Origin of the sequence: Williamsia sp. (assembly GCF_016462415.1) — a bacterium.
Taxonomy (GTDB): Bacteria; Actinomycetota; Actinomycetes; order Mycobacteriales; family Mycobacteriaceae; genus Williamsia_A.
Window position 1 is genome coordinate 6,737 of the sequence record NZ_JAEMTF010000084.1, and the last position, 12,285, is coordinate 19,021.

The 12,285-nt window shown below is 67.3% G+C and carries 13 protein-coding genes; 6 read left to right on the forward strand and 7 right to left on the reverse strand.

Annotated features, from left to right (window positions below; all coding sequences use genetic code 11):
* On the forward strand, positions 1-729 hold a 729-nt coding region (locus JHC79_RS17505; RefSeq protein ID WP_296393155.1), incomplete at its 5' end, for an FAD-binding protein.
* On the opposite strand, the gene JHC79_RS17510 is transcribed toward JHC79_RS17505, so the two are convergent.
* From JHC79_RS17510 to JHC79_RS17525, 4 genes are all read right to left on the reverse strand, one after another.
* Positions 716-1,792, reverse strand: coding sequence for a ferredoxin--NADP reductase (locus JHC79_RS17510; protein ID WP_296393157.1), 1,077 nt, complete (start codon positions 1,790-1,792; stop codon positions 716-718). The genes JHC79_RS17505 and JHC79_RS17510 overlap by 14 nt on opposite strands.
* Position 1,793: 1 nt before the next feature.
* Positions 1,794-2,741, reverse strand: a complete 948-nt coding sequence (locus JHC79_RS17515; protein WP_296393159.1) for a ferritin-like domain-containing protein — start codon at positions 2,739-2,741, stop codon at positions 1,794-1,796.
* A 208-nt stretch (positions 2,742-2,949) separates the two neighbouring features.
* Complete coding sequence (locus tag JHC79_RS17520) at positions 2,950-3,480, reverse strand: pyridoxamine 5'-phosphate oxidase family protein (protein WP_296393160.1); 531 nt, start codon at positions 3,478-3,480, stop codon at positions 2,950-2,952.
* A gap of 47 nt (positions 3,481-3,527) precedes the next feature.
* The gene (locus JHC79_RS17525; RefSeq protein ID WP_296393162.1) at positions 3,528-4,319 is read right to left on the reverse strand and encodes a hypothetical protein; all 792 of its coding nucleotides are present in this window, start codon (positions 4,317-4,319) and stop codon (positions 3,528-3,530) included.
* A gap of 375 nt (positions 4,320-4,694) precedes the next feature.
* On the opposite strand from JHC79_RS17525, the gene JHC79_RS17530 reads away from it, so the two are divergent.
* The gene (locus tag JHC79_RS17530) at positions 4,695-5,837 is read left to right on the forward strand and encodes an acyl-CoA dehydrogenase family protein (protein WP_296393164.1); all 1,143 of its coding nucleotides are present in this window, start codon (positions 4,695-4,697) and stop codon (positions 5,835-5,837) included.
* On the opposite strand, the gene JHC79_RS17535 is transcribed toward JHC79_RS17530, so the two are convergent.
* Positions 5,834-6,331: a helix-turn-helix domain-containing protein gene (locus JHC79_RS17535; RefSeq protein ID WP_296393166.1), complete on the reverse strand. Its 498-nt coding sequence runs from the start codon at positions 6,329-6,331 to the stop codon at positions 5,834-5,836. The two genes, JHC79_RS17530 and JHC79_RS17535, sit on opposite strands and share 4 nt — an antisense overlap.
* Positions 6,332-6,458: 127 nt before the next feature.
* On the opposite strand from JHC79_RS17535, the gene JHC79_RS17540 reads away from it, so the two are divergent.
* A complete protein-coding gene (locus tag JHC79_RS17540) occupies positions 6,459-7,151 on the forward strand; it encodes a HemK2/MTQ2 family protein methyltransferase (RefSeq protein ID WP_296393168.1) in 693 nt (230 codons plus the stop codon).
* Positions 7,148-7,348, forward strand: coding sequence for a CDGSH iron-sulfur domain-containing protein (locus JHC79_RS17545; protein WP_296393171.1), 201 nt, complete (start codon positions 7,148-7,150; stop codon positions 7,346-7,348). The genes JHC79_RS17540 and JHC79_RS17545 overlap by 4 nt, the downstream gene beginning before the upstream one ends.
* Before the next feature lie 4 nt (positions 7,349-7,352).
* Here JHC79_RS17545 and JHC79_RS17550 read toward each other — a convergent pair whose 3' ends face one another.
* Together JHC79_RS17550 and JHC79_RS17555 are read right to left on the reverse strand one after the other, a co-directional pair.
* Positions 7,353-8,378 carry an iron-containing redox enzyme family protein gene (locus tag JHC79_RS17550; protein WP_296393173.1) on the reverse strand — a complete coding sequence of 342 codons (1,026 nt, stop codon included), beginning with the start codon at positions 8,376-8,378 and terminating at the stop codon, positions 7,353-7,355.
* Positions 8,375-9,328, reverse strand: a complete 954-nt coding sequence (locus JHC79_RS17555) for a TIGR03557 family F420-dependent LLM class oxidoreductase (RefSeq protein WP_296393175.1) — start codon at positions 9,326-9,328, stop codon at positions 8,375-8,377. The genes JHC79_RS17550 and JHC79_RS17555 overlap by 4 nt, the downstream gene beginning before the upstream one ends.
* A gap of 520 nt (positions 9,329-9,848) precedes the next feature.
* Here JHC79_RS17555 and JHC79_RS17560 point away from each other — a divergent pair.
* Together JHC79_RS17560 and JHC79_RS17565 are read left to right on the forward strand one after the other, a co-directional pair.
* Complete coding sequence (locus JHC79_RS17560) at positions 9,849-11,375, forward strand: FMN-binding glutamate synthase family protein (protein WP_296393182.1); 1,527 nt, start codon at positions 9,849-9,851, stop codon at positions 11,373-11,375.
* A gap of 316 nt (positions 11,376-11,691) precedes the next feature.
* Positions 11,692-12,195: a hypothetical protein gene (locus tag JHC79_RS17565; RefSeq protein WP_296393178.1), complete on the forward strand. Its 504-nt coding sequence runs from the start codon at positions 11,692-11,694 to the stop codon at positions 12,193-12,195.
* Positions 12,196-12,285 lie beyond the last annotated feature (90 nt).

The window sequence follows — 12,285 nt, forward strand, 5'->3', positions numbered from 1 at the left end:
GGCGATCTCGCCCCGCGCGACGTGGTCGCCCGTGCCGTGCACGCCGCGATGACCGAGAACGGCGAGCCGTGTGTGTTCCTCGACGCGCGAGCGGTCCCCGACGTCGCCGACCGGTTCCCGACCGTCACCGCCGGAGTGCGGGCAATCGGCGTTGACCCCCGGCAGGAGCTGATCCCCGTGGTGCCCGGGGCGCACTACCTGTGCGGCGGAGTGGTCACCGACGTCGACGGCCGCACGTCGATCGATGGACTGCTCGCGGCGGGTGAGGTGGCGCGCACCGGGCTGCACGGTGCGAACCGGCTGGCGTCGAACAGCTTGCTCGAGGGTCTGGTGATGGGTCGACGAGCCGCGGTGGTCGCCGAAGACGCTGTGCGAGGACGGGTTCTCGGCGCCGACATGGTCGCCCCGCCCCTGCCGAAGTCGCGTCCGCTGCTACCGCGCCGGGTGCTGCAGGACGCCATGTCCGCCTCGGCAGCGGTGGTCCGTGACGCATCCGGACTCGGCCGACTCGCAGAACTGATCGACTCGGCTCCGGTACGCCGGGTCCGCTCGGTCGGTGATGTCGAGGACGCCAACCTGACCGCGGTGGCGGCAGCGGTCGTCCACGCCGCGGTGCAGCGGGAGAACTCGGTGGGCTGCCACTTCCGGTCGGATGATCCCGCGTTCGAAGCGATCCGACCGGTCGTCGGGTCCTTCGCGACGAACCGCCTCGCGGTCAGTCGTACGTGATGGCGACGACGTCGGAGACCGGCGTCGACTGACACGCCAGGCGTGCGCCGCGTCGCAGATCGAAGTCGTCGAGGGTGTCGTTCACCCGCATCTCCACCTCACCCTCGGTGAGGATGTATTCGCATCCGCCGCAATTGCCCTCGCGGCACACGTACGGTGCCTCGATGCCGTTGTCCAGCAGGACGTCGAGCAGCAGCGCGTCGCGCGGCCACGCCACCTCGTGGGTCTCACCCTCGATGTCGACAGTGACACGGGCCCCGGTCTCCGCGGGCGCTCCCGGGGTGGCGGGAGCCGCGGACGTGGTGGCCGCAGCCGCCGAGAACGGGTTCGTGGTCAACGAATAGAACAGTTCACGATGGATTCGCGTCGTCGGCAGACCGGCGGCCTCCAGAGCGGAGTGAGCGACGTCCATGAAGGGCGTGGGACCGCACAGATAGGCAACCCGGTTCTCGTCGCCGTCAGAGACCAGCGGTGCCAGCTCGGCCGCGGTCGGCAACCCTCGCTCGGACTCGAGCCAATGTCGGACAACGAATCTGGACGGGTGCGCCCGTTGGAGCTCCGCGATTGCCGAGGCGAAGATGACCGACTGCTCGTCGCGGTTGGCGTAGATCAGCGTCACGGCGTTGTCGTGGGTCAGCAACGCGGTCTTGATGATCGACATCGCCGGCGTGATCCCACTGCCCGCGGCGACGACCACGAAGTCGTCGGTCCACTCCCGCGGCGTGAACGCGCCGGTCGGGGGGATGATGTCGACGCTCATGCCCGGCGTGGCGTGATCGATCAGCCAGTTCGAGACCTGCCCTCCGGGAACCCGTTTGACGGTGATCGCCGGGTGCGGGTCGTGGCCGGGTGCACTCGAGAGCGAGTAGCAGCGCGGCGTCATCCCGTCCGGCAGCTGCGCACCCACGGTGATGAACTGCCCTGGGCGGTAGCTGAATCCGTCGGCCGGAGCCTCGAACACCACCGACGCGGCGTCTGCGGTCTCCCGGATCACCTCGCGGACCTGGAGTTGCAGCCGACCCCGCGGGGGCGCGCCACCGACTGCCTCGTCGGGGGAGCCCACGTCAGGCGGTCGGCTCGTAGGTGAGTTCCTTCGACCAGGTGGGGCTCGAGTTGAGCGTGCGCGTCGGGTAATGCTTGGTGATCTTCACCAGACGGTCGGCGAGAAGGTGGTAGGGGTGATTGCGATCGATCACCATGTCACCGTGCCACTGGATGAAGCGGTACATGGGAACTCGGAGAGCCGCGGGATTCCGCTGCCCGACCTTCTTGAAACGCTTCATCGCGCTGTAGAGGCGCTCCTCGTCGACACCCATGGTGACGATGTTGTCGCGCATCTTGTTCAACAGCGGGATGTAGCGCAGGGTCCCGATGATCAACGACGGGTTCATCCACGCGCCGACGGTGTCGACGAGCAGCTTGCGCATCGTCGAGTTGCCGAGCAACTCGATCACTGCGAAATCGACAGCGAGATGCCGGGATTCGTCGGCGTTGATGTGCTTGAACGCCTCCTGGCAGATCGGGTCGTGGATCTCGTCCATGATGAATTTCACCAGCGCACCATCGAGGGCGACCTCGAGCATCGGGATCACGGTGCCCAGCACACTGAGGCTCAGTCCGTCGGCGTGCTTGTCGAGCCAGTCGATGATCAGCTTGACGTTGACGTTCGGCTCGGGCATCTCGTCGCCGTCGAGCATGCCCCACCGGCGCATGAGGGCGAGTTCGGCGTTGGCGTGCTTCTGCTCCTCGGCGTGGAAGTAGGTGTAGATCTCACGCAGCGTGTCCGTCGGGGCCTTCTTCGCCATCGCCGCGAACCCGCGGGCGCCGACGTTCTCGATCCACATCAGGTCCGACATGAACGGCTTGAGCCGGTCCCACAGCTCCGGGTCGATCATCTCGGCGCCGGGGGCGTCCCAGTCGATGTCGGCCAGGGACCACTGCTTGTCCTTGATCTTCGACAGCATCGCATCGAAGTCGAACGTGGTCGGTGCAGTCGTGGTCGGTGCAGACATCTGGGGTCTCCTGTTCCGTGTGCACAGGGCGCGGATCGCGCCCATCGTGCAGATCCCGGTTGATTGGGGGCAGCGCGGCCGTGGTGGTGCAGCCGGCGCTTGCGGTGTCCCCAACAGTGTCACCCTGCATTGTCACAGTTGTCAATGGCGCAAGGTTGTTGCCGGTCGTCGCAGCTATCCCGCAACGGCCGCAACCGCCGCGTCACGGTCAGTGTTTGACGACGACGCGCTCGGGGGCGCCCGGCGTCCAGACGGTGACCTCCATGCGGTCCGGGGTGCCGTCGCCGCTGACGATCGCGACCGACGACGCTCCCGTGATCTCGGCCGAGTAGAAGTGGTCGAACGTCTGTCCGCGCACATCGAGCCCGATGTCGTCGAAGATCATCTGCGCGAAGCGCTGGTGCAGAGCGGGATCGGGTACATCGACGACGCGACCGAACAGTTTCGCGTCGCCCTCGGAGACCTGGCTGTCGACCGTGGCCGTGTGTAGACAGAACCGGGGATCGCGACCGAGGTCCCGGAACTTGGTCGTGTCGGGCATGCCCACGATCCACAGTCTGCCCTCGAATTCGCGCGGCTCGACCGGGCTGATGCGCGGAGAGCCGTCGGCGCGCACGGTCGCCAGCATGACGAGGTTGCCTGCGACGGCGTGACGCCGGCGGAACACCGCGGACACCGTCGGCGCGGCCTCGGCGAACTCGCGCCAGGAGACCGCGGGAACCAGAACCGAATCGGACATGGGAGAGAGGGTAGGACCGTCCTCCGACATGCGGAAGAGGTGAGGGACTACTGGTAGCTGATGAAATCCGGTGGCGGTTGCAGGCCGAGCACCTGCGCGGGACTCATCAACGGTTTGTCCTGTGTGTAGAAGAGCTTGAAACCGGAGTGCAGGCGTGGGCTCGTGAGCGCGCGGTATTTGGTCATCTTGTCGGGGATGGATCCGAACCCGTCGGTGTGGCTGATGACGGCGAGCTCGGGAGGCGCGGCCAGGGCGTCGCGATCGGTGATCATGTCCACGGTGAACTGGTGCAGCAGCAAGGGCTTCTGGGGGAGCGCTCGGCGTCGCGTCAGGTCCGCCAGCCAGGTCGTGACCGTGTTGATCTCGGCCGCGCTCACCGTTCCGATCTGTTGACCGGGGACGACGCCCGCGGGCATGCGCCACTCGGCGTCGAGGGCCAACCCGACATCGGGTTGGGCCAGCAGCGGCTCCCACCGCCGCGTCTGGCTCAGGAAGTCACACCGGCCCGGCTGGATGTCGAGGACCAGCATCTGGCGGTGCTCACGTGCCGCGCGCAGGTACTTCCACCCGTCGTCGATGTCGGTCGGATGGGCGAAGCACCCGTCCGGCCCCGGGGTCGGGTCCGCGATGGTCACGATCAGTTCCATCACGGGCAGTACCGGCCGATCGGGTCGCGCGTAGGTGTCGGCCTGCTGCTCGAGGCGGCGGGCGGCGTCGTCCGGCGTGCCGAGGCCGAGTGCACCGAGACCACCACCGTCGGCGGCGCCGTAGAGAGCGACCATCCGGAACCGGGGGAACACGGTGCGCCCGCCGCGGGGCAGTTCCATCGGCCGCGCCACAGCTGCTGACGCTGACTGCGACGTCGTGGAGCCGTCTGGACCGCTCGACGGGGTCGGCGACGTGCTGCACGCACCCGCCAGCAGGGCGGCGGTGGAGACGAGAGCCACGAACACCGACCGGTGATCCCATCGGCGCATCGCGGACCGACCCCCTTATCTGTGTCGACTTCGCACGAAGTCGTTTGTTCTGGTCTGTAATCACCCTAAGGGCCACGTCGTCGGCCGCCGTCGAGGGTGTGCAGCGCCGAGCGTGCAGCGGGTCCTCGCAAACCTGAAACGATTGTCAGAAACTGTGTCAACGGCGTACCGTGAGGCGGACAGAGCGAGCGCTCGGTGTAGCCGTGCCCGCAGCCACGATGTGAAGGTGATCCAACGATGAAGCGTCTGATCTTCGAGTCCGAGCACGAGCAGCTGCGCGCCTCCGCCAAGGCGTTCGTCGAGCGTGAGATCGCGCCGTATGCAGAGCAGTGGGAGCGCGACGGCATCATCGATCGCGAGGCGTTCAAGAAGGCGGGCGAGGCCGGACTGGTCGGTTTCTACATGCCGGAGGAGTTCGGCGGGTCCGACATCGACGACTTCCGTTTCAACGCCGTCGTCATCGAGGAGATGGCCAAGTTCGGTTCGCGCGCTCCGGCTTTCACGCTGCAGAACGACGTCATCGGGCCCTACCTCAAGAAGCTGTGCAGTGACGAGCAGAAGGAGCGGTGGCTGCCCGGCTTCGCCTCCGGCGAGATCATCGGCGCGATCGCGATGACCGAGCCCGGCGCCGGCAGCGACCTCGCCGGCATCAAGACCTCCGCGGCGCTCGACGGCGATCACTGGGTCCTCAACGGCGCCAAGACCTTCATCTCATGCGGCATCAACGCCGACCTGGTCATCGTCGTCACCCGAACCGATCCTGAGGCCGGACACAAGGGCTTCACCCTCCTCGGCGTCGAGCGTGGGATGGAGGGCTTCGAGCGTGGTCGGAACCTCGACAAGCTAGGCCAGCACGCCCAGGACACCGCGGAACTGTCCTTCACCAATGTCCGTGTCCCCGCGGCCAACGTCATCGGCGAGGTCAACAAGGGCTTCTACCACCTGATGCACAACCTGCCGTCCGAGCGCCTCGCGATCGGTGTCGGCGCCGTCGCCGGTGCCCGCAAGGCGTTCGAGGACACGCTGGTCTACGTCTCCGAGCGCAAGGCGTTCGGTCAGTCGGTCGGATCGTTCCAGGCCAACCGGCACAAGATCGCGGAGATCGCCACCGAACTCGACATCGCGCAGGCCTTCGTCGACCGTTGCATCCAGGGTGCCGTCGACGGCGAGCTCACCGCGGTCGACGCGTCGAAGGCGAAGTGGTGGTGCACCGAGCTCGCCAAGCGCATCGTCGACACCTGCCTGCAACTGCACGGCGGATACGGCTACATGGCCGAATACCCGATCTCCCGCATCTACGCCGACGTACGGATCGAGACGATCTATGGCGGGACGACCGAGATCATGAAAGACATCATCGGCCGCGATCTGGGCTTCTAGAGGCCTACTGCGGGGTCGGACTCCGGCGTCACGCGGATTCGCACCCCGTCCAGGGGCACCGGAGCCGTCTCGGCCGAGGTCACGGCCACCTGCAGTGGTTCGCCGTCGTCGTCGGCCACGACCTGCAGCGGTCGTCCCTCGGGTTGCAGGTACTTGTCGCCCCACTGCATCAGCCCCAGGACGACGGGCAGCATGTCGGTGCCCTTCTCGGTGAGCAGGTACTCGTAGCGGGTACGCCGACCCGGCTGCTGGTAGGGCGATTTCGTCAGCAACCCGTGTGCGACGAGCTCGCGGAGCCGGGTCGAGGCGGCGGCGTCGGTGATGCCGACCCGGCGGGCAAACCCGTCGAAACGGGTTGTGCCGTAATACGCCTCACGTAGGATCAACAGGGCGGTCCGGGTACCCACCACTTCGAGTGCCCGGACGATCGAGCATCGATCGCCGGGCTCCCACGAGTCCAGTCGCGCCAACGGTCCGTCCATGATTGCGTGCATTACTCCACGCTACTCGCTGACTTGCCTGAATCGGAGCCAGCGGTGTGGCAGAGTGGAGACGATCGACCAACCACGTTGAGCCATCAGCAGGTACGGAAATCTCCCCACTACTGATGGGTGGTCCCCTGTGACACTCTCCGCATCCCCGATCTCGCCGACCATCGTGACCAGCGACGACGTCTATGCACCGCAAGAGGACTCGCACCTGCTGATCGAGCAGATGAATGCGCTCCCCGGCGGCGTCCTCGACAAGAAGGTTCTGGATTTCTGCACGGGCAGTGGCGTCGTGGCCATCGCTGCGGCCGGTTCCGGGGCGGCCGCGGTCACCGCGGTCGACCTGTGCTCCAACGCGGCGCGGTGCGCCCAGGACAACGCCGACGCGGCCGGGCTCGACGTCGACGTGCTCGTGGGCTCGTTCCCCGAGGCGTTGGCGGCCGGACCGTACGACGTGGTGCTGTGCAATCCGCCGTACGTGCCCGCGCCGTCGATCGAGGATCAGGTGACGCCGCTGACCGGACCCACGCAGGCCTGGGACGCCAGTGTCGACGGCCGACTCGTGCTCGACCCGTTGTGCGCGATCGCGCCGGATCTGCTGGCCGACAACGGAACCCTGCTGGTCGTGCAGTCCGAGTACTCGGGAACCGCGCAGACGGTGGACGCATTGCGTCGCGCGGGAATGGACGCGCGGGTGATCGCGGAGCAGCGTGTCGAGTTCGGCCCGGTGATGAAGTCTCGGGCCACCTGGTTGTGGGAGAAGGGCCTGATGGACGAGGGCTGCCACGAAGAGACGCTCGTCGTCATCCTGGCGACGAAGCGGTGAGCGACGCCGACCGCCGCGTCGTGCGTGTGGTGAAGGGCGGGCCGATCATGGTCCAGGGCCCCGTGGACATCGAGATGCCCGACGGTTCCACCGTGGCCTCGGACCGGTTCATGGTCGCGATCTGCGCCTGCCGGCGCAGCAAGACCTACCCGCTGTGCGACACCAGCCATCGCAAGCGTGCGCGCACAGCGGACTAGGCGTTCACAGTGGGCGGAGCATCGCCGATTCGCCTGCGCTCCACCGTGTCATGACGTGGTCGGCGAGCCGATCCTCGACGAGATTGAACGCGCGGATACCGAAGACAACGTCGGCCTCCATGCTCGGGTCGGCTTCGACGAGCGCACCGACGACGTCGGTCCGCAGCACCTGCTCGTGGACGGCGTCGGCCTCGACGTGCTCGCGGTAGAAGCCGACGCACTCATCCGGCGCCTCGAGGCGCACCAGTGCGTCGGCGAGACGCTGCGCTCCCGGTGAGCTGGTGATCTCGGTGGCCGCAAGATGGCCGACGGTCGCACCCCGCGAGGAGCGGTGCAGACCGAACATCGACATCAGGTTGACCGTGACCAGTGCCTGCGCCGGGGCGGCGTCCAGGTAACCGAGGTAGTCGGCGTTCAGCTCGGCCGCCACCATCAGATCGGCGAACAACTGCTGGTGCACGCGATCTCCGCGCCCGCCGCCGTACTCGTCGAACTCGACGGCCACGTACGAAGCCTTGGCCTGCCCGGTGAGCCGGGGGATGGCCCAGGCGTGCGGGTCGGCTTCCTTGAGGTGATAGATCGACCGCAGGGCCAGGTACTCGCGCATCTGATCCCAGGTCGCGGTGTCACGCAGGAAGTACGACGGCCCGTCGCCGTCGATCGGCTCGATGGACAGTGAATCCATCTCGGAGACAACGCTGTCCGATCCGACATCGCCGACGTCGGCCCGCAATGCGGTACCGAAGGCGGCTTCCATGTGGGCGCGGAGTCGGAGGAGGTCCGGCTGCCATTCCCACTCGTCGCTCACGTCGGCGAAACCGCGGTAGTGCAGTTCATAGCAGACGTAGAGCGCCAGCTGGAGGTCACGACCGTACGGATCCGCTTCGCCGACAACGACATCGGTGAGCACCGAGCCGTCGACGACGCCAGAAGCCAGCGCGTTCACCACCGCCGTCGACAAGGGACCGGCGGGGGCAGGCAGGGCGGGATCGGAGGTCGGACGCGCGGGCGCGTTCGTCGTCATGGTCATGACAGCGCCGGCAGGATGTGGTCGCGGTAGGCGTCGAAGAAGCCGTGCATGTCAGGTCCTATCTGTTGGACGTAGATCTCGTCGACGCCCGCGTCGACATATTCTCGCAGCTGCGACAGGTGGGCGTCGGGATCGGCGTTGCAGGTGATGGTGTCGGCGATGTCGGCCTTCGGGACCAAGCCGGCGACGCTCTCGAAATCCCTCGGGCGGGGCAGGATCTGGGCGAGCTGACCCGGCAGGGCGTCGTTGGACCAGAGCCGGTGGGCGGTCTCGAGCGCGCGGTCGGGGTCGGTGTCCCAGCAGACCTTCGTGCCGGCCTGTACGGGCTTGGAGCCGCCGCCACTCGACCGGAATGTGTCGATCGACTCCTTGTCCGGCGTGACGGTGCAGAAGCCGTCGCCGATGCGACCGGCCAGTTCGGCGGCCTGCGGTCCGAATCCCGAGACGTAGATCGGGACGGTCTCCGACGGCAGGGTGTAGATCCGCGCCTCCTGGACCTCGTAGTGCTTGCCGTGATGGCTGATCTCGTTGCCGCCGTGCAGCAGTCGGATCACCTCGATGGCCTCCTCGAGCATCTCCAGACGCACGCCCGGTGACGGCCAGAGATCGCCGAGCACGTGCTCGTTGAGTGCCTCGCCGCTACCGACGCCGAAGACGAAACGGTTGTCGAGTTGCACCGCGGCCGTGGCGACGGCCTGCGCGAGGATCGCGGGGTGGATGCGGATCGTGGGGCACGTGACCGCGGTCGTGACCGGCAGCGAGGTCACCTCCGACAACGCACCGAGGACGCCCCACACGAACGGGCTCTGGCCCTGTTCGGAGTTCCAGGGGTGGAAGTGATCGGAGATCCAGAGGCGGGTGAAACCGGCGGCCTCGGCCATCCGAGCCTGTTCGATGAGTTCTTTGGGGCCGTACTGCTCGCACGACAGGAAATAACCGATGTCGGTCATCAGGAATGTAACCCCTCACAGTGCAGATCGGGTGTGTTCGCGTGCGTCGTCGAACTCATCGGACCGCGAGCGCGGTGATGGTGGGCCGACGACGTGTGCACAGCAACGTTCTGGACTGGCACCTTCGACCGTACGCGATCAGGCGCGCGGAGGACCCACGTCGTGCGTGGAGGGCGAATGATGGGGGCGCGCTCTGCTTGACACCGGTCTACTCCCACCACCGCGTTCGGATCGGGCTAGGAAGCAACCGTCCATGGCAACCCAACCTGCCCTCGACGGTACGCGGGCCGGACGTGGACCCGCTACGTCTCGCCGGGGGGACGACGAGAATTGTTGGCGTGGTGGGGGGTCGGACGGGCCCAGTGCGCCGTCACCGTCTGTTCGCCGTGCGGGTGTAGGACTGTCGTGAGAAGGCGGCTGAGTCCGTCATGGGGAGTGATGGGAGTCGGCCGTGGTGAAGCTCGTGGTCCTGGTGTCCACCGTCGGGGGAACCGCGCTGACGGCGGTCGCTGCGGTGTTGCTGTCGCCGTTCTGGTGGATCATCTGTGCTCTGTTCGCCTGTGCGGCAGCGGTCGCCGTGTACGACCTCGTGCAACGCAGACACTCGGTGCTGCGGATTTACCCGTTGGTGGGGCACATGCGTTTCATGCTCGAGGCCATCCGCCCCGAGCTGCAGCAGTACTTCATCGAGCGCAACTACGACGGTCGCCCGTTCGACCGGGACGTGCGCACGATCATCTACGAACGCGCCAAGGGGATCCACGGGGAGCTGTCGTTCGGCACCGAGCGCGACATCGAGCAGGTGGGCTACGAGCACCTCGTCCACTCGACCGTCCCGCTACCGGTCGCCGACACCCCGCCGCGTGTGACGATCGGCGGTCCGCACTGCACGCAGCCGTACTCGATGTCCCTGCTCAACGTGTCGTCGATGAGCTTCGGCGCGTTGTCGGGCGCCGCGCTGACCGCCCTCAATCGCGGGGCGGCCGCGGGCGGGTTCGCACATGACACCGGCGAGGGCGGACTGACGCCGTATCACCTGTCGGGTGGGGCCGACGTCATCTGGGAGCTGGGGTCGGGCTACTTCGGAGCCCGCACCGACGACGGCAGGTTCGACCCGACGACGTTCGCGGAGAAGGCGACCGACCACCGGGTGAAGGCCATCTCGATCAAGCTGAGTCAGGGAGCCAAGCCGGGCATCGGCGGTGTGTTGCCGGCCGCAAAGGTCAGTGCCGAGATCGCCGAGTACCGAGGAGTGCCCGCCCACGAGAAATGCGTGAGCCCGGCCTATCACTCCGCCTTCTCCACGCCGCGGCAGCTCGTCCGGTTCGTGGCCGAGTTGCGTGAACTCTCGGGCGGCAAACCGGTCGGGATCAAGCTGTGTGTCGGCGACCGCAGCGAGGTCCTCGCGATCTGCAAGGCGATGATCGCCGAGAACGACGGTCCCGACTTCATCATCGTCGACGGGGCCGAGGGCGGGACGGCGGCCGCGCCGCTGGAGTTCGAGGATCACGTGGGCCTCCCGCTCACCGACGGATTGATGACCGTGCACAACGCGCTGGTCGGATGCGGCCTGCGGAACACGGTGCGCATCGGCGCGAGCGGGAAGGTCGCGACCGGCAGTGACATCGTCAAGCGGCTCATCCAGGGTGCGGACTTCACCAACGCGGCGCGGGCGATGATGATGGCCGTCGGGTGCATCCAGTCGCAGCGGTGCCACACCAATCACTGCCCGGTCGGTGTGGCCACCCAGGACCCGCGACGCGCCAGGGCCCTCGATGTCCCGGACAAGGCCGAACGGGTGCATCGCTACCACCAGGCCACCGTCGAGCAGGCGATGCAGTTGATGGCCTCGATGGGCGTCGAATCACCCGAGCAGCTCGACCCATCCATGCTGCGCAAGCGCGTCGATGCGGTCAGCCAGCGGTCCTACGCGGAGATCCACGAGTGGCTCGACGACGGCGAGTTGCTGGCCGATCCGCCGGTGGACTGGGTGCGGGACTGGGCGCACGCCGACGCCGACTCGTTCCGCCGTACCGTTCGCCGCTGAGCTCTGCGCCGGTTTCGGGTCCATCGGTACTAGTCTGGTCGCCAGGGTCAAGGGGGAATTCGCCATGGTGCACGACGGATGTTGGGCGACGGTCATATGTAGTGCGCACGAACGTGCGGAACTGGGGGATACCAGCGACAACGGGTGGGTACTCGGCTGTCGCCTCAGCATCGGACATCGCGGTGATCACGCAACCGACGCCGAGAACACGCCCCGGTACGACCGCAGGTTGTGGCTGGAGTGGAACGACCGCGAACAGCACGCACAGTCGCTGATCGATCGGATGCCCTGCAGGGGTGGGGTCGGGGCGCGGTGCATGCTCTTCGAGGGTCACGGCGGCGTCCACTGGTACGCCCCGACCAACGGCTACCTGACTTCCGCGGCAACCGGCCGCCGCCGGGCCGACGAGTCCGAGTCGCAGGCACGCTCGAACGTTGCCACCGTCGACCACGCCGACGACAGCGGTCACCACAACGGCGGACATCAGGATGTGCACGAGTCGTTCGGTGACGTCGCGACCGAAGCCCCGGCCCGCGCGCACGACGTCATCGGGTCGGGCGCGCACCGTGAGAACGAGTTCGGCGAACTCGGCGACACCCATGGCGTCGCCGACATCGCCGAGATACCCAACCTGCGCGGCCGCGCTGTACGCGGTCAACCCCCGACCGGCCATCTCGACGCGCTCACGCCTGCGCGTGCCGACGACATCGTCGCGGCGGGGCACTCGTCGGCACCGTCGGTGAGTGCAGCCCTCGACGCGGTGGTGGCCGCGTTGGCACAACTCGCCGAGGCGCTCCGACGCTCCGAGAACGAGCGCTGACGCCCCGACCCAGCGATTACGGCGTGCTGATCGCCGTCGCGTACGCGGGGTTGTTCGGCGTGCCGAGCCCGGTCGTCTTGTCGTAGCTCG